The sequence below is a fragment of the Streptomyces sp. NPDC048565 genome (genome assembly GCF_040650935.1).
Lineage (GTDB): Bacteria > Actinomycetota > Actinomycetes > Streptomycetales > Streptomycetaceae > Streptomyces.
Genome location: NZ_JBEZIH010000029.1, coordinates 1 through 17,171, shown reverse-complemented (window position 1 = coordinate 17,171; position 17,171 = coordinate 1). Strand labels below are relative to the sequence as shown.

Genomic DNA, 17,171 nt, shown 5'->3' with positions numbered 1-17,171 from the left:
CCACCGTAGGCCCAGTGCTCATGCGCGGATCAGTACAGCCCGACCGGAGTGCCACCCCCTGCTGGAGGACCGATGCATCCACGGCTGTTGTCACGTGCCCGAAGACGGCTCACCACCCTGCTCGTCGGCGCCTTCCTCGCGGGAGGTGTCTGGGCCGGCCACCCGGCCGTCGCCGCGCCCGACGACATCCCGCCCCAGGAACCCGGTGTCACCCTGCGCGTCTTCGACACCCAGGTGCCACTCAGCAAGTTGTGCACGCTCAAGCCGGGGCAGACGCCCAACCATGACAAACTGATGCCCACCGTGGACTGGTCCACGGTCGACGACTTCGGCGGTTACAGCGACAACTTCGTGGCGGAGGTGTCCGGCTACCTGGTCGTCCCGGCCGACGGGACGTACTCCTTCCGGCTCAACAGCGACGACGGCTCCCGGCTGACCATCGACGACCGGGAGGTCATCGACCACGACGGTCTGCACGGCACCGAGCCCAAGGACGGAACCGCCCAACTCACCGAGGGGTCGCACCCGTTCCGCGTCGACTACTTCGAGGGCGGTGGCGAGCAGCAGCTGACCCTCGCGTGGAAGCCGCCGGACGCGACAGACTTCGGCGTCATTCCGAGCGAGTCCCTGAGCACCGACGCCGGCGTCGTCCGGGTCACCGCGCCGGGCCGCAAGGAGTGCGAATCGGGGGCGGACAGCCCCGGCGACGGTCTGCCGCTCACCGATGTGCGCCCCGACCTCGACCTCACCGATCTGCGCCCGGACGGTTTCGAGCCGCAGGTCACCGGGATGGACTGGCTGCCCGACGGCCGCCTGGCACTCTCCACCTGGGGTGGCACGGACAACGTGACCGGCGAAGTGTACCTCCTCGACCACGTCACCGGTGACACCAGCCGCGACAAGGTGACGGTGAAGAAGGTCGCCGACGGACTGCGCGAGCCGATGGGCATCAAGTACGTCGACGGCTCGCTGTACGTCTCGCAGAAGCACGAACTGACACAACTCGTCGACACCGACAAGGACTTCGTCACCGACGAGTACCGCACGGTTGCCACCTGGCCGTACGGCGGGAACTTCCACGAGTTCGCGTTCGGCCTGCTCTACCGTGACGGCTACTTCTACGTGAACCTGTCCGTCGCCATCAACTACGGCGGTGCGACCACCACGCCCCAGCCGGTTCAGGGCCGCGGCACGACGTACAGGATCAGCAAGAAGACGGGGAAGATCCATGCGATCGCCGGCGGTCTGCGGACCCCGAACGGCATCGGCTGGGGCCCCGGCAAGTCCCTCTTCGCCATGGACAACCAGGGCGGATGGCTGCCCGCGTCGAAGCTCGTCCAGATCAAGCAGGACCGCTTCTTCAACCACTACACCCAGCCGACGGGCAAGTTCGACAACAAGCCCGTCACCGCGCCGGTGCTCTGGCTGCCGCAGAACGAGATCGCCAACTCTCCCAGTACGCCGCTGTATCTCACGAAGGGCCGCTTCGCCGGCCAGATGCTGTTCGGCGACGTCACCTACGGCGGGCTCCAGCGCGGTTACCTGGAGAAGGTGAAGGGCCAGTACCAGGGCGCCGTGTTCCGCTACACGCAGGGACTCGAAGCCGGCGTCAACCGCATCACGATGGGGCCCGACGGCGCCGTCTACGCGGGCGGGCTCGGAGCCGACGGCAACTGGGGCCAGGAAGGGAAGCTCAAGTTCGGCCTGCAGAAACTCACGCCGAACGGGGGCAACACCTTCGACATCAAGGAGATGCGTGCCGTTCCCGGCGGCTTCGACCTGGAATACACCCAGCCCCTGTCCGAGGACACCGCGGCGGAGCTGACGTCCCGCTACCAGGCTGAGCAGTGGCGCTACACGCCCACCTCCGACTACGGCGGCCCGAAGATCGCCGAGGAGGAGCTCGCCGTGAGCTCGGCGACCCTCTCCAAGGACAGCCGCACGGTGCGGCTGCGTCTCGACGGGCTGAAGCCCGACCGCGTCGTACACCTCCGCTCACCGCGCCCCTTCGCCTCCGAGTCAGGCGAGACCCTGTGGAGCACGGAGGCCTGGTACACGCTCAACGCCCTGCCGGGCAAGCAGCCGCCGCCGGCCACGCTGTACGAGGCCGAGGAGGCACGGCTCACCGGCACGGCAGGCATCCACACCGACCACACCGGATACTCGGGCAGCGGGTTCGTCGACCGCTACGCCACCGAGGACGAGGCCGCCACGACCTTCGACGTGACAGCGCCCAAGGTCGGCGACTACGACGTGAACCTGCGCTACTCCAACGGCCCCGACCCCTTCCAGGGCACCAAGTCCCTCTCCCTCTACGTCAACGGGAAGAAGGTGAGACAGACGAAACTCGCCTCCACCGGCACCTGGGACACATGGTCGACGCAGACCGAGCGGGTCCGCCTCCACGCGGGGCCGAACACCGTCTCGTACCGCTTCGACCCAGGTGACACCGGTCATGTCAACCTCGACCTGATCACCGTGCGCCCCCACGGCGCTCCCGTCGCCCTCTTCGACGGCACCACCGCCTCCCAGGCGCAGTGGCAGCACACGGACGGCCGGACCGTCGAATGGCCGCGGGCCGCCGAGCGGTCCATGGAGGTGTGCTGCGGCGACATCCGCAGCAAGGACGCCTACCAGGACTTCAGACTGAGCCTGGAGTTCCGGGTGCCGCAGTTGCCTGACGACGTGACAGGCCAGGACCGGGGCAACAGCGGGATCTATCTCCAGGACCGGTACGAGCTGCAGATCCTCGATTCGTACGGCGACACCACCCTCGACACGAACGAGGCCGGTGCCATCTACGAGAAGAGGGCACCCGACGTCAACGCGGCCACCGCCCCGGAGACATGGCAGAAGTACGACATCACCTTCCGCGCGGCGCGTTTCGACGCGAGCGGCAGCAAGACCGCCGACGCGCGCGTCACGGTGGTGTGGAACGGCAAGAAGGTCCACGACGACGTCGCGATCGACGGACCGACCGGTGCGGGTGCGCCGGAGGGGCCCTCGGCCGGAGCGATCCGTCTCCAGGACCACGGGAACAAGGTGCGGTTCCGTGACATCCGTATCGAACCGCTGAGTTAGTGCCCCTCCCGGCAGACATTGCCGGTCACGGCACCAGCGCCTTCCGTTCGGATCGGGCAGCGGGGCACCCGCGGACCACGCGGGTGCCCCGCGTCAGCCGGCCGGGGCACCCGACGCGCCCCAGGCGGTCGCGAGCCCTTCCAGCCACGCGGGCGGGAGCTCCGCGTGCTCCCATTCCGCCCGGAGCGCCGCCGGTGAGCCGGTGAGGCGTTCGAGTACGGCGATGCTCGTGGGGGAGTGGAGGAGGGAGTAGCGGCCGTGGACGGCGATGTGGCTGCCCGGTCCGTACCGCGCGTACAACCGGCCCAGCCGCTGCCGGTGGGCCTCGGTGAACCGCTCCAGCTGTCCGGCGTACCCGACCCGTCCCACCACACTCATCGTGCCGAGTACCGCGGTGAGGACCTCGTCCGACACCTCGGGGTCGAGATCCGAGGTGGTGCTGAACGCGAGGTGGAGCGGGGTCACGGCGACCTTCGCACGCTCCACGTCCACCTTCCCCACGGGGTGACGGCCTTGTGCGCCGCCTCCCGCCGAGCCGGACACAGCGGGACCGATGGCACGCTCGATGGCGCGCTCGGCGACGCGGGCGATTTCCTCGCCGACGGCCCGGGCACCGTCGTGCCAGCCGGTGCCGTACAGCTCGCCGTGCCCGGCAGGGGCACCAGCCGCCTTGCCGGCCTCGCCGCGCGCGTCGGCGACCGCGCCGGCCTCCACGAGCGCGATCAGTTCTTCGGCCTCGCCCCGGAACACTCCCGCGCGGCCGAGGAGTTCGAGGAGGGTGTTCCTCGCGTTCAGGACGCTGGCGGCGTCCAGCGGGTGCCGGCCCGTCTCGGCGGTGTCGATGGCGTCCCCCTCGTCGTCCGTGGTCCGGTGCTTCACCATAGTTCGAGTGTGCGGTGTGCCGCGGCGGCGTCGCCGCACCGATGACGGGGCCTGCTCCTTGTGGCGCAGCCTCGACCCGGGCACCTCCCGCAGGAGATCATCGGGGCATGGAGTTCCTCTGCTACCACCATGACCGGCCCGGCTCCGCGGCGCTGCGCGAAGAGCTGCTGGAAGAGCACTGGTCCTACATGGACCGGTACGCCAAGGAGATGATCGCCCGGGGCCCGACACTCGCCGACGACGGCGACACACCCACGGGAAGCGTGCACATCGTCGACCTGCCCGGCCCCGCGGCTGCCCGCGCGTTCGCCTTCGACGAACCGAACCACCAGGCCGGCATCTACCGGGACGTGCTGCTGCGACGCTGGCGCAACATGCTGGGACGCACGATGTGGGACTACCCCGGCGGGCCGGACGGCGGCAACCGGTACCTGGTGATCGGGCTCGGTGCCGGAAAGGCCGCGGACCTCGCGGTGCCGCCCGGCCGGGACGAGCTGATCGCCTACGGGCCGCTGCTGTCCGACGACGGTGACACCTGGCTGGGCACGGCGGCGCTCGTCCGGGCGCCGGACCCGGACGCGGCACGCGCCGTCCTGACCCCGGAACGGTACGCGGCCGTCGAGGTGCACAACTGGCAGTTCGGAGGACGGGACTCCTGACACGGGGTCACGGCCGCGGGCCCGCCCTCCTCCGCCCTGGGGCGCGCTACTTTCGAAACACGCCCTAGCGGTCGCCCTGCTCCTCGATGGCGGCGGGGCGTGACTGGGCGGCGCGGACGCGTGCCACGTCGAGCTTCGTGCTGCGGTCGAAGCGGTAGATGCCGTTCTCCTCCTGGAAGACGTCGGTCAGCTGCGTGTAGCAGTAGCCGAACATCGCGGGATCCTGGAGCAGCACTCCGGTGAGGCCGCTGAAGCGGGTGTGGAACTCCTCCTCGTCGCGTATCCGCTCGCCGTAGCCCCAGGAGGCGGTGCGGTCCTCGCCGGAGAGTTCGGCCGCGGCCTCCGGGTTCCACCAGATGCCGCCGAACTCGCTGACGAAGTACGGCTGCCCACGGTAGGGCTGGGAGTAGGCCGCCCCGTTCTCGTAGGTGTTGACGAACGGCTCGCCCTTGGCCAGGCCGGACATCAGCTGCCGGAAGGTCTCCGGATCCTGCTCGTAGTTGTGGGCGTCGTAGATGTCGGTCTCCGCCACCCGGTGCGCGTAGCCGGACGCGTCGATCACCGGCCGTGTGGTGTCCAGGGCCTTGGTGGCCAGGAACATGGCCCGGGTGACGTCGTCGAGCCCGGTGATGCGGTCGTGCAGCTTCTGGTACGTCTCGTTCAGCGGGCACCAGCCGACGATCGAGGGGTGCGAGTAGTCGCGTTCCACGGCTTCGAGCCACTGGCTGACATAGGAGGAGTCGGGCTGCTGGTTGTTCCCCGACGAGCCGCCCGTCTCGCAGCCCCAGTCCCCGAACTCGCCCCAGACCAGGTAACCGAGCCGGTCCGCGTGGTACAGGAAGCGCTCTTCGAAGACCTTCTGGTGGAGCCGCGCCCCGTTGAAGCCCGCCTCCATCGCGAGCTCGATGTCGCGTACCAGGGCCTCGTCCGTGGGCGCGGTCATCAGCCCGTCCGGGTACCAGCCCTGGTCGAGCACCAGCCGCTGGAAGAGCGGGCGCCCGTTGAGCGTGACCGCCTTGCCCCGCAGCCCGACGGCGCGCAGCCCGGCGTAGCTCTCCACCGAGTCGAGCACCTCGCCCCGCTCGTCGGTGAGTTCGAGCCTGAGGCCGTACAGATGCGGGTCGTCGGGGCCCCATTCGCGCCGCCTGTCCGCCGGGACCGGGAGGTGCAGACGGGGCGCGAGGTCGAGGTCGGCGCGGGCCTCGGCGCGGCTCACCTCTCCGTCCCCGTCGCTCAGGACGGCACGCACCCGGTGGCCCGGCAGACCGCCGCCGGACAGCGGGAGTTCCAGGTGGAAGGCGGAACCCGCCAGGTCGGGGGTGATCCGGGGGCGCCTCAGATGCACCGCGTGGACGGGCTCCAGCCAGACGGTCTGCCAGATGCCGGTCACCCGGGTGTAGTTGCAGTCGTGGTTGGCGTACCTGGTCGCCTGCTTGCCACGGGCCTGCGGGCCCCAGCGGGTGTCGCGGGCCCTGACGGTGATCACCACGTCCCGCCCGGATCCCGCGATGTCTCCGAGATCGGCCGTGAACGGGGTGAAGCCGCCGCGATGGCGTGCGACCTCGGTGCCGTCCGCCCAGACGGTCGTGTCGTGGTCGACGGCCCCGAAGTGCAGCAGGACCCGGCGCCCCGCCCACTCGGCGGGCAACGACAGGGCCCGCCGGTACCAGACGGCCTCCAGGAAGTCGGTGTCGCCGATGCCGGACAGCTCGGACTCGGGCGGGAAGGGGACGAGGATCTCGCTGTCCAGCTCACGGGTGAGGAGGCCCCGCTCGAGACCGCTGTCCCCCCGGTCGGTCTCGAACTGCCAGAGGCCGTTGAGATTGAGCCAGTCGCGGCGCGCGAACTGCGGTCGCGGGTACTCGGGGCGCGGTACGGAGTGGATGGGCACGCGTGCTCCAGTGGGTCGTCGGGCCGGCGGTGTACGGCGGCCCCGTGGTGGTACGGGGGAGGGAATGGAGGAAGGAGGAGAGGGGAAGGTCATGAGCCGCCGAGGCCGGTGGTGGCCACCGAGCTGACGATGCGGCGCTGGAAGAGCAGGAACACCACGACCAGCGGCAGCGCTGCCAGCAGCGCCGATGCCATGGCCTGGGCGTACTGGACACCGAAGGCGTCCTTGACGGTGGCGAGGCCCACCGGGAGCGTCATCAGGTCCGGATCGTTGGTGACGATGAAGGGCCACAGGAAGTTGTTCCAGGCACCGATGAACACGAAGATCGAGACGGCGGCCACGATCGGCCGGGACAGCGGCAGCACGACCGACCGGAAGACACGCACCTCGGACGCGCCGTCGAGCCGGGCCGCGTCCTCCAGTTCCCGGGGTATCCCGTCGAAGAACCGCTTCAGGATGAACACCATCATGGGTGCCACCACCTGGGGCAGGATCACCGCCGCGTAGGTGTCCACCAGGTTGAACATCAGCATCTGCTCGAACAGGGGCACGATGAGCAGCTGCGGCGGGACCATGACCGCCGCGATGGTCACGGCGAGCAGGACACGGCGGCCGCGGAAGGTCCCGCGCGAGAAGCCGTAGGCGGCCAGCGTGGAGATCGCGACGGTGATCAGCGTGACCACCCCGGCGACCAGGAAACTGTTGGCGGCCCAGAGGAGCACGTTGCCGCGTTCGAGGATCTGCTCGTAGGCGGACAGCGTGAAGGCGCCCTTGAAGGGGGAGAGGCCCGGCTTGGAGACGTCCTGCTCGCTCTGGAAGGAGGTGGCCACCGCCCACAGGAGCGGCAGCAGCCAGACGGCCGCCAGCACGGTGATCGCACTGCCGGCGATGATGCGCGGCAGCCGGCCGTGGCCAAGGAGCAGGGGGGATCCGGCCCGGTCCCTGGGTGGGCGGCGCCGAGCCCGCAGGGTCGTTGCGGTGGTGGACATCGGTCAGTCCTCCTGGCGGAAGAGACGGAACTGCGCGAGCGAGACGACGATGACGAGCGCGAAGAAGACGTAGGAGACCGCGGAGGCGTAGCCCAGCCGGTAGCCGGTGAACCCGACGTCGTAGACGTACTCGAGGAGGGGGCGGGTCGAGCCGTTCGGGCCGCCCTTGGTGAGGATGTAGATCTGGTCGAACACCTTCAGCGACGCGAGTACCTGGAGCATGGCGACCAGGACGGTGGTCCTGCGCAGCTGCGGGAGGGTGACCGACCACAGCCGCCGCCAGGCACCGGCGCCGTCGAGGGCCGCGGCCTCGTCGTACGTCGTCGGCAGGGACTGCAGAGCGGCGAGGTACAGCAGGAAGTTGAAGCCGACCGTCCACCAGACCGTGAGCGCGGCCACCGACCACATCGCGACGGACTCGTCGGACAGCCAGCCGACGGGGCCGAGGCCGAGCGCTCCGAGCAGTTCGTTGGCGAAGCCGACGTCCGGCTGGTAGAGCCAGGTCCAGATGAGGGTCACGACGGTCACGGGCAGCAGGTAGGGCACGAAGAAGGAAAGCCGCCACACCCACTGGCCCGCCAGTCCGCTGTGCACCAGGAGTGCCATGACCAGGGCGATCAGCACCAGCGGGATGCTGGAGACCGCGGTGAAGAAGACGGTGTTGCCGAGGCTGCTCCAGACGTCCGGGTCGCCGAACGCCTCCGCGTAGTTGTCGAACCCGACGAACGACGTGGCGCGCAGTGCGAGCGAACTGTCGGTGAAACTCATCCAGAGGCCCTGGACCACGGGCCACACCAGGAAGAGCACGAAGGGCACCGCGAAGGGCAGGACGAAGAGCATGCCAGGGCCGCGCCGGCGGGAGCGCCGCGGGGGAGCCGCGGCGAGTGGCGGTTCGCCGGTGGGCGCGGGGGCGCCGACGGGCGTGGTGGTGGTCACGTCGATAACTCCTTCTGCTCGGTCAGGCCACCGGGTTGGGCTGCCGCAGCAGCGTGTTCGCCTCACGGACCATCTGGCGTACCGCCTTCTCGGCGGAGGTGTTGCCCAGCAACGCCGACTGGAGCGGCTGGCACATGCGGTTCTGGAAGTTCGAGGCCGCGCCGGCGAACCAGTTCGGCGGATCGAGGACCGCCACCTTCCCGGCGTCGGCGTAGGAGGACTGCGGCTTCAGCTCGGCATACTCCGGCTCGGCGAGCACCGGCTGGTAGGCGGGGATGTGCCCGGCGCTCGCCCAGGTCAGGCTCTGCTTGAGGATTCCCGCGACATACCGGTGCGCCTCCCGCCGGCGTGCCGGGTCGGGGTTGTCCTGGTGCGGGAGGACGAAGCTGTGGGAGTCGGTGTAGACGCCGGGGTGGCCGAACACCTGGGGGAAGGGAGCGGCGCCCAGCGGGATGCCGGACTTCCGGAGCGTGGGCAGCTCCCACTCGCCGAGCATGGCCATCCCACCCCGGCCGCCGACGAATCCCGCCAGCGCGCTGTTGTAGTCGAGGTTGTTGGGATTGGTACGGCCGTCGAAGAGCTGCTGCATGAACGACACGACCTGCACCGCGGCGTCGGTGTCGATCTCGGCCGTACCGCCGTCCGGCAGCGTGAAGGCGGCACCGGTCTGCGCGTAGAGCGCGGCGAACTGCCGCCAGCTCTGGGCGGTGTCGGTGACATGGCCGAAGAGGATGCCGGACTCACCGGTCACATCTGCCAGGGACTTGCCCGCCTCCAGGAGGGCCTTCGGCGAACCCATCGGGGCGAGTTCGCCCTTCGGGTCGAGGAGCCCGGCCTTCGCGGCGGCGTCGCGGTCGTAGAAGACGATGAAGGGATGGACGTCCATGGGGATGGCATAGACGCCCCCCTGGTGCTTCGTACGCGACCAGACGGCCGGGGTGAAGTCCTTCTCGGTCACACCGAACTCGGCGAGCACATCCAGGTCGAAGGGGTCCAGCAGCCCGCCGGGGGCGTAGCCGGCCAGCCGGGACAGATGCAGGACCGCCACGTCGGAGGCCCGCCCGCCCGCGGCCGACATCGCGAGCTTGGTGTAGTACGACGGCCCCCAGTCCAGGATCGTTCGATCGATCTCGAAGCCGTCGGGACCCTTGGAGACGGCCTTGATCATGTCGTCCATCAGCATGCCGTCACCGCCCTGGAACAGGTCCCAGACGCTCAGTGCCGAGGCGTCGGACGCGGAGGCCGGTGAGGAGCACCCGGCCAGGGGGCCCATGGCGAGCACCGCGCCCGCGCCGGCGGTTCCGTAACGCAGGAAGCGGCGACGGCCGATCCCGGGTGCCGGGCCCGGGCCGGGCACGGCCGGCGCCTCGTGGGCGGGGGACGAAGAACTCATCGCGGACCTTTCGACGGCCGGACGCTCATGCCGGAGCGGCGGTGGACCGCAGGCATGAGCGGGTCCACCGCACGGGGCAAGTGGGTGGCGGCACTGGCTGAAACAGTGCGGTGACATGTTTTTACATCGATGTACATTGGCTGTAAAGAGTTCGGACGGTACGGGTGTTCGACACCCCGGGGTGCGCCTCGTGTCGCCTCCGGACGCCCCCGACGTCCCCCGGGCGGCCGGGACATAGACTCGGCAGCGATCGATGGCAGGGAGGGCGGCCGTGGCACGGCCCAGGATCAAGGACGTCGCACGGCACGCCGGGGTGTCGGAGAAGACCGTGTCCAACGTGATCAACGACTACGTCCATGTCTCCGACCGGACCCGGCGTGTGGTCCGCGATGCCATAGAGCACCTCGGGTACCGGGTGAACCTGGCCGGCCGTCATCTGCGCAAGGGCCGCACCGGCATCATCGCGCTCGTGGTCCCCGAGCTGGACGTCCCGTACTTCGCGGAGCTCGCCCGGCATGTGATCCGCGAGGCCGAGCAGCTCTCGCTCACGGTGCTGATCCACCAGAGCGGCGCGGACCGTGAGCACGAGCTGGCCGCCCTCGCCGGCTTCGGATCCGACTTCGTCGACGGGATCATCCTCAGCCCGCTCGCCCTCACCGCGGACGACGTACGGGAGCGGGCGGGCGCCCCGCCGACCGTGCTCCTCGGAGAGCTTCTCGAGGAGGGCGCCGACCATGTGGCCATCGACAACGAGAAGGCCGCGCGCCGGGCCACCGAGCATCTGATCGGCCTCGGGCGCCGGAACATCCTCGCGGTCGGCGGACGCGAGGCGCCCGGTCTCGGGACCGCAGAGGCCCGTACGCGTGGCTATCTCGCCGCCCTGTCCGAGGCGGGCCTCGCCCACCACCCGGAGGCACTGCTGCCGGTGGACGGGTTCAGGATGCCCGAGGGCGCCCGTGCGGTGGCCCTGGCCCTGCGGACCGGCCCACGGCCCGACGGTCTGCTGTGTCTCAACGACCAGCTGGCCCTCGGGGCGTTGCGCGCTTTGCACGAACACGGCCTCCGTGTGCCCGAGGAGGTGGCGGTGATCGGCTTCGACGATGTGGAGGGCGGCCGGTTCAGCGTGCCGACACTGAGCACCGTGGCGCCCGACAAGGCGGCGGTGGCCAGGGTCGCCGTCCAGCTCCTGAACCACCGGATCGAGGAAGCCGCGCGGACGGCGCAGGGCGCGGGCCCAGGGGAGCCCGGGGTCCAGGCACCCCAGGACCGTGTGGTGGCACACCGGCTCGTCCTGCGCGAGAGCACGGAGGGACCCGGGGGCCCTAGGCCGGGCGCAGCATAGCCACGGTCACGACGGTGAGCAGCCCGATGTAGGCCCATGCGTGGGCGCGGTCGGGAATGCGCGGCGGGCGGCGTCGCAGTATCGCGATCACCGGCAGCGCTCCGAGGAGCAGCGCCGAGGCGGCCCGGACGTCGACGAGTCCCGCCAGGTGTACGTGCGCGTCCGTGGCGGCAGGGACCGCGGCGGTGCCCAGGGACACCGCGGTGGCCGGCAGCGCGATGGCGAGGGTCAGGGGGTTGGCCAGCGCGGTCGCCGTGCGCATGGGGTGCCCGGCGCGCCGCATCGCGGGGACGGTCATGACGCTGCCTCCCACGCCGAGGAACGCGGCGACGGCGCCGACCGGTGCGCCGAGCACGGCGGGCAGCGGGCGTGGCGCGTCCGAGACCGACCCGTCCGAGCAGTCCGACCCGCCCGGCCCGTCCGACCTGCCCGACCCGTCCGGCCCGGACGCGCGCAGGAAGCCGGGGCGCAGGAGCAGGTCGGCGACGGTGAGGGCGACGTAGGCGACGAACGCCCAGCGGACCTGGCCGGCCGGAGCGAGACGTGTGGCGAGCGCACCGGCCGAGGCGCCGGCCGCCAGCAGGAGCAGCAGTGCACGGCTGCCCCGGAGCGCGACGAGCACCCGTCGCGGTGTGACGGCTGTGGCGAACCCCGCGTTCACCACCATCACCAGGGCCGATGTGGCCGTCGCGACCCGCATCGCGTCCCCGCCGAGCGCGGCATCCGCCCACACCACGACCGGCACAGCGACGAATCCGCCGCCGAACCCGAACAGCACGGTCGTCACCCCGGTGAGGAGCCCGACCCCGATCAGCGTCATCACGTCCATGGCCCCCACCCCACCAGCTCGGCCCGGCGTCCGGCATGCGATGGTCGGCACACTTCTTTCGCGTCCCGGCCGGTACGGTGAAGCAGTGAAGAACGTCCCGCTGACCGAGGTCGACCAGGTGGACCGGGTCGTCCTGCCGATCGGCACCGACTATCCGCCAGGTCACATGCTGGACTGGCACGAGCACCGGCGAGCGCAGTTCCTGCACGGAGCCACGGGCGTCATGGTCGTGGACACCGCCGACGGGGCCTGGACCGTCCCACCCGAGCGTGCCGTGCTCATCCCGGCGGTCACCCGTCACCGGGTCCGGATGCTGGGGGTGAGCACCCGAAGCCTGTACATCGAGCCGGATGCCGTCCCCTGGTGGCCCGCCCGCTGCACGGTGGTCGACGTCCCGCCACTGCTGCGGGAACTGCTCCTGGCCGCCGTGGACTTCGAGCCCGACTACAGCCTCTCGGGACGCGAGGGAACCATCGCCGCGCTCCTCCTGCATGAGATCTCCGAGCGAGCCCCTCTGCCGTTCCATGTGGGGATCCCCGCATCCGCCGATCTCGCGAGGCTCTGCCGCGCCTACCTGGCCGCCCCCGACGCAGGTGTCACCAACGCCGCCTGGGCCGCCGGGACGCATATGAGCGAGCGGGCCTTCACCCGGCGCTTCCGTACGGAGACCGGCGACAGCCCGGCCGTCTGGCGGGCCCGTGCCCGTCTGCTCGCGGCCGTGCCACTCCTGCGCACCGCGTCCGTCAGCGAGGTCGGTGGCCGCCTCGGCTACGCCTCTCCCGCAGCGTTCACCGCGGCCTTCACACGCGCCTTCGGCACGCCGCCGTCCCGCTTCGCCGCCGGCCCTGCGGGCAGAGGCGGCAACAGCCGGTCGACGCGGTGACCTTAAGCTAAGCCCTGGTCAACACATCGGCGGGCGGGCTTCGAGGAGCCGCGGGCAGGACGGCGGCTCCCGGCTTCGGCAAGGACGTTCATGCAGGGAGTACTCACCGGCTTCGCGGTGATCGCCGTCGTCATAGGCATCGGCTACGTCCTCGGGCGCCGCGGACACCTGGGGGACGACGGCCGGACGGTCCTGACCCGGCTCGCCTTCAACGTGGCGACTCCCGCACTGCTCTTCACCACGCTGGCGGGCGCTGACCTCTCGGTGGTCTTCTCCCAGCGGCTGCTCGTCACCGCGGCCGCGACGGTCTGCGCGGCCGCCCTCTTCGTCACCGTGGGGCTGGTACGCGGCTGGGGTGCGGGAAAGATCACCGTCGGCGCTCTGTGCTCCAGCTATGTCAACGCCGGCAATCTCGGAATCCCCATCGCCGTCTATGTGCTGGGCGACGCCTCCCTCGTCGCTCCCGTCCTGCTCTTCCAGCAGATCGTCGTCACCCCGCTCGCGCTGACCGTCCTCGACCTGAGCCGGCCGGGCGAGCCCCGTCCCCTGTGGCAGCGCCTGACCACCCCGCTGCGCAATCCGATCGCTGTCGGCTCCTTGTCAGGCGTCGTCGTGGCCGCCACCGGATGGACCGTCCCGTCCCCGGCCCTCGAACCGCTCACCCTCATCGGCAACATGTCCGTCCCCGCGGTCCTGCTGGCCTTCGGGATCTCCCTGCGCGGCAGCGGAATGCCGGCCCGTGGGGACAACCGGGGCGCCATAGTCCTGTCCGCGGCCCTGAAGACGACCGCCCAGCCGCTGATCGCCTGGAGCCTGGGCGTCGGCGTCTTCCATCTGCACGGTGCGGCTCTGCTGGACGTCGTCGTGGTCTCGGCGCTGCCCGCCGCCCAGAACCTCTACACCTACGCCTCGCAGTACCGGGTCGCCGAACAGCTCGCCCGGGAGTCCATCCTGCTGTCCACCGCGGTCTCGGTCCCGGCACTGATCGCCGTCGCCGCTCTCCTCGGGTGACCGTGCCCAGGCCGCCCAGCCCGTCGCTAGGGTGTACCACTCGACACGCGGGACGGCCGGGCGCCCGCACCGACACCGAAGTGGCAGGCCCATGAGCGACCTATGGACGGGGAAGAACGTACGCCTGCGAGGCGTCGAGCCCGAGGACTGGGAAGGCTTTCGCGACCTGACCCGGAACACCTTCGACGCCCGCGACGCAGGCCAGGTCGAACCCCCGCGTTCCGCCGAGGGTTTCCGTTCCTGGACCGCCGAGCGTGCCGGACGCCCGCCGGGAGGTGAGGCGTTCCGCCTGGTGGTCGAGGTGCTGGCCGACCAGGCGTTCGCGGGGTCGGTGACGGTCGGGGAGACCGACAGCCGCGCGGGGCGGTTCAGGACGGGTGTCGAGATCGCCCGCGGCCACCGACGCAGGGGATACGCGGCCGAGGCGAACCGGCTCGTCCTCACGTACATGTTCGCCGAGCAGCGCTTCAACAAGTGCGAGGTGGAGGTCCACGCCTTCAACGACGCCTCCCTCGCCCTCTACCGCGGTCTGGGCTTCGTCGAGGAGGGACGGCTTCGCCAGCACGAGTTCTTCGCCGGCGCCTACCACGACCTCGTACTGCTCGGGATCACCGCCGACGAACACTGGGCAGCGCACCCGCGTCCAACGCTCAGGTGATCTCCGGCGTCACGCCGTTACGCGGTCGCTGTCGTCGGCCGGTCGCCGCAGAAGGCGAAGGCGGTCGCGGATTCGGTCGGCGCGGACAGCTTCGTGGCCGACTTCACGCGCCTGGACGACGTCCGGCGGCTCGCCGCCGAACTGGCCGCCAGGTACCCCCGCATCGATGTGCTCGCCAACAACGCCGGAGGTGTCTTCGGCGACCGGGCCAAGACCGTCGACGGATTCGAGAAGACCTTCCAGATCAACCACCTGGCGCCGTTCCTTCTCACGAGCCTCCTCATGGACAGGATCGTCGATTCCCGGGCGGCGGTCGTCCGGACGACCACCCTGCACGGCGGCATGGTGCGCGCGCTCGATCTCGACGACCTCGACAACGACAAGAAGTACGACGCCGTCCGGGCCTACAACGCGGCCAAGCTCGAGAACGTACTGTTCACGAAGGAACTGCACCGCCGGTACCACGCGCGCGGAGTCTCCGCCGCCGTCTTCTATCCGGGCAACGTCGCGACCAACTTCGGCGCGGAGACCACCAGTCGTCTGATGAGATTCATCACCACCAACCGGCTCTCGCGCTCCCTGCTGCTCACCACCCCGGAGAAGGGTGCGGATCAGCTCGTCCGGCTCGCCGAAGGTGAGCCAGGTGTCGACTGGGTCTCCGGCGAGTTCTACGCGAAGCGCGTGCCGGGCAAGGGGCTCAACCCGCTCGCGCTGGACGCCGGCCTCGCCCGCGGCCTCTGGGAGCGGTCCGAGGAGCTGCTTCGCTGAGGGGCGCGGTGCGCCGGGCGGAAGGGGCGGCCGTGGCGTCGGCGAAAGCGGGGGTCAGGCCGCCGGGGGCCGCTCCTCGTCCGTGAGGGCCCGGCGGATGCCGCGCAGGCCGTACTCGAAGGCGCCGGCCACATCGCCCCCGAGCCGGAAGGCGCCGTTGAGCTCCATCTCGATGAAGCCGGTGGCCCACGCCGTCAGCAGGCGCGCGGCATCGAGCGCGTCCCGCTCGCCCGCGAGTTCTCTGGCCGCCCGCAGCACCGGGCCGGCCGCGCGGGTCAGGGAGCGGGGCGGTACGTGTGTGGAGTGCATCAGCCGGAACCCCTCGGGCCGGATTCCGGCGAACTGCCGGTAGCGGCGCATCAGTTCTTCGAGTGAGCCGTCGGTCGTCTCCAGTCGGGAGGCCAGGTCGTCGACGGTGGCCTCGGCCACGGCGGTGAGCAGGGCCGCGCGACCGGCCACATGCTTGTACAGCGACGGGGCTCTCACGCCCACCCGCTCGGCGACCCCCTGCATCGTCAGTCCCTGCTGGCCGCTCGCCTCCAGCAGGTCACGGCCCGCGGTGACGATTGCGCTGAACGAGGTCTTCTCAGGGGTCGGCATGGTCCATCCTTCCGCTCATGGCTATTGACGATAGCCATCATAGCTAAGTAGCTTAGCCATCACGTTCCTGTTCGTGTTCGCTGCCCTGACTTTCGGGAGACCTCATGAAAATCGCACCCCACCTGCACCGCCTCGGCAACGATCTGGTGGCGTGCTACCTCATCGACACCCCCGACGGCATCACGCTCGTCGACGCGGGGCTGCCCGGTCACTGGCGGGACCTGCAGCAGGAGCTCGAATCCCTGGGCAAGTCCGCCGATGACATCCGTGGACTCGTGCTGACCCACGGCGACTCGGACCACATCGGCTTCGCCGAGCGTCTGCGGAGCGAGCACGGCGTCCCGGTGTTCGTGCACGCGGCCGACGCCGACCGCGCCCGCACGGGCGACAAGCCCAAGGTCGCGGTCGGCCCCATGCGCCTGGCCGCGGCGCTCGGATTCTTCGGGTACTCGCTCCGCAAGAACGGCCTGCGCACGCGTTACGTCGGAGCGGTGACCGAGTTCGGCGACGGCGACGTCCTGGACCTGCCGGGCAAGCCCGAGATCGTGGGCATGCCCGGTCACTCCCCGGGGAGTGTGGCGGTCCATGTCCCCCTCGCCGACGCGGTCTTCGTCGGTGACGCCCTCACCACGCGGCACGTTCTCACCGGGCGCACCGGACCGCAGCCGGCCCCCTTCACGGATGACCCGGCCGAGGCGCTCGACTCTCTCGACCGGATCGCCCGGCTGTCGGCGTCCTGGGTGCTGCCGGGGCACGGCGCCCCCTGGCGGGTCTCGCCGGCGCAGGTGGGCGAGGCGGTCAGGAAGGGCTGAGGGGGCGGGGCTTGCGGGGCGGGAGCGTCAGGCGCCGGCGAACTGGGTAAGGTGGCATCGACAAGTGAAGTTAGCCTTACCTAAGTGCCTTACTCAAGTGCTAGGAGTACCGGTGACCAACCCCTTCGAGGACGAGAACGGCACCTATCTGGTGCTCGTCAACGACGAGGGACAGCACTCCCTGTGGCCTGCCTTCGCCGAGGTGCCCGGCGGCTGGACCGTGGCCCACCAGGAGGACACCCGCCCGGCCTGCCTCGACCACGTGGAGCAGAACTGGACCGACCTGCGGCCCAAGAGCCTGATACGGAGCATGGCGCCCGGCTCCGCGTAAGAGGGTCCCTTGGAGGCGCCCGACGCGCGAAGGCGTTCGTCCCGAACCGGGACGAACGCCTTACGCAAAATGCGAATTAAGATAACCAAAAAAACTAAATATCATA

General features: G+C 70.4%; 15 protein-coding genes and 1 pseudogene. 9 read left to right on the top strand and 7 right to left on the bottom strand.

What is annotated here, in order from left to right; genetic code table 11:
- Nucleotides 1–72: 72 nt before the first annotated feature.
- Nucleotides 73–3,081, top strand: coding sequence for a family 16 glycoside hydrolase (locus AB0C75_RS29360; protein ID WP_362894760.1), 3,009 nt, complete (start codon nt 73–75; stop codon nt 3,079–3,081).
- 93 nt (nt 3,082–3,174) lie between these two features.
- On the opposite strand, the gene AB0C75_RS29355 is transcribed toward AB0C75_RS29360, so the two are convergent.
- Entirely contained in the window at nt 3,175–3,963 is a 789-nt protein-coding gene (locus tag AB0C75_RS29355; protein ID WP_362894759.1) for a hypothetical protein, read from the bottom strand.
- Nucleotides 3,964–4,070: 107 nt separating this feature from the next.
- Here AB0C75_RS29355 and AB0C75_RS29350 point away from each other — a divergent pair, with 107 nt between their 5' ends.
- The gene (locus AB0C75_RS29350) at nt 4,071–4,622 is read left to right on the top strand and encodes a YciI family protein (RefSeq protein ID WP_362894758.1); all 552 of its coding nucleotides are present in this window, start codon (nt 4,071–4,073) and stop codon (nt 4,620–4,622) included.
- Nucleotides 4,623–4,686: 64 nt separating this feature from the next.
- Here AB0C75_RS29350 and AB0C75_RS29345 read toward each other — a convergent pair whose 3' ends face one another.
- From AB0C75_RS29345 to AB0C75_RS29330, 4 genes are all read right to left on the bottom strand, one after another.
- A complete protein-coding gene (locus tag AB0C75_RS29345; RefSeq protein ID WP_362894757.1) occupies nt 4,687–6,513 on the bottom strand; it encodes a sugar-binding domain-containing protein in 1,827 nt (608 codons plus the stop codon).
- An 89-nt stretch (nt 6,514–6,602) separates the two neighbouring features.
- Entirely contained in the window at nt 6,603–7,502 is a 900-nt protein-coding gene (locus tag AB0C75_RS29340; protein WP_362894756.1) for a carbohydrate ABC transporter permease, read from the bottom strand.
- 3 nt (nt 7,503–7,505) lie between these two features.
- Nucleotides 7,506–8,438 carry a sugar ABC transporter permease gene (locus tag AB0C75_RS29335; protein WP_362894755.1) on the bottom strand — a complete coding sequence of 311 codons (933 nt, stop codon included), beginning with the start codon at nt 8,436–8,438 and terminating at the stop codon, nt 7,506–7,508.
- Between the two features lie 22 nt (nt 8,439–8,460).
- On the bottom strand, nt 8,461–9,831 hold the full coding sequence (locus tag AB0C75_RS29330) for an extracellular solute-binding protein (RefSeq protein WP_362894754.1): 1,371 nt from the start codon (nt 9,829–9,831) through the stop codon (nt 8,461–8,463).
- A 271-nt stretch (nt 9,832–10,102) separates the two neighbouring features.
- Here AB0C75_RS29330 and AB0C75_RS29325 point away from each other — a divergent pair, with 271 nt between their 5' ends.
- Complete coding sequence (locus tag AB0C75_RS29325) at nt 10,103–11,173, top strand: LacI family DNA-binding transcriptional regulator (protein ID WP_362894753.1); 1,071 nt, start codon at nt 10,103–10,105, stop codon at nt 11,171–11,173.
- On the opposite strand, the gene AB0C75_RS29320 is transcribed toward AB0C75_RS29325, so the two are convergent.
- A complete protein-coding gene (locus AB0C75_RS29320; RefSeq protein ID WP_362894752.1) occupies nt 11,154–12,002 on the bottom strand; it encodes a sulfite exporter TauE/SafE family protein in 849 nt (282 codons plus the stop codon). The two genes, AB0C75_RS29325 and AB0C75_RS29320, sit on opposite strands and share 20 nt — an antisense overlap.
- Nucleotides 12,003–12,087: 85 nt before the next feature.
- On the opposite strand from AB0C75_RS29320, the gene AB0C75_RS29315 reads away from it, so the two are divergent.
- From AB0C75_RS29315 to AB0C75_RS29300, 4 genes and pseudogenes are all read left to right on the top strand, one after another.
- Nucleotides 12,088–12,885 (top strand): helix-turn-helix transcriptional regulator, encoded by a 798-nt coding sequence (locus AB0C75_RS29315; RefSeq protein WP_362894751.1) that lies wholly within the window; start codon nt 12,088–12,090, stop codon nt 12,883–12,885.
- A gap of 90 nt (nt 12,886–12,975) precedes the next feature.
- Nucleotides 12,976–13,896 (top strand): AEC family transporter, encoded by a 921-nt coding sequence (locus AB0C75_RS29310; RefSeq protein ID WP_362894750.1) that lies wholly within the window; start codon nt 12,976–12,978, stop codon nt 13,894–13,896.
- Between the two features lie 91 nt (nt 13,897–13,987).
- Entirely contained in the window at nt 13,988–14,554 is a 567-nt protein-coding gene (locus AB0C75_RS29305) for a GNAT family protein (RefSeq protein ID WP_362894749.1), read from the top strand.
- A 30-nt stretch (nt 14,555–14,584) separates the two neighbouring features.
- A pseudogene (locus AB0C75_RS29300) lies at nt 14,585–15,322 on the top strand (SDR family NAD(P)-dependent oxidoreductase); the annotation flags it as partial.
- A 54-nt stretch (nt 15,323–15,376) separates the two neighbouring features.
- Here the strand turns inward: AB0C75_RS29300 and AB0C75_RS29295 are convergent.
- Nucleotides 15,377–15,922 carry a WHG domain-containing protein gene (locus tag AB0C75_RS29295; protein ID WP_362894748.1) on the bottom strand — a complete coding sequence of 182 codons (546 nt, stop codon included), beginning with the start codon at nt 15,920–15,922 and terminating at the stop codon, nt 15,377–15,379.
- Nucleotides 15,923–16,026: 104 nt separating this feature from the next.
- Between AB0C75_RS29295 and AB0C75_RS29290 the strand changes: the two genes are divergently transcribed.
- Both AB0C75_RS29290 and AB0C75_RS29285 read left to right on the top strand, forming a co-directional pair.
- Entirely contained in the window at nt 16,027–16,734 is a 708-nt protein-coding gene (locus AB0C75_RS29290) for an MBL fold metallo-hydrolase (protein ID WP_362894747.1), read from the top strand.
- A gap of 112 nt (nt 16,735–16,846) precedes the next feature.
- Nucleotides 16,847–17,065 carry an MbtH family protein gene (locus AB0C75_RS29285; RefSeq protein ID WP_362894746.1) on the top strand — a complete coding sequence of 73 codons (219 nt, stop codon included), beginning with the start codon at nt 16,847–16,849 and terminating at the stop codon, nt 17,063–17,065.
- Nucleotides 17,066–17,171 lie beyond the last annotated feature (106 nt).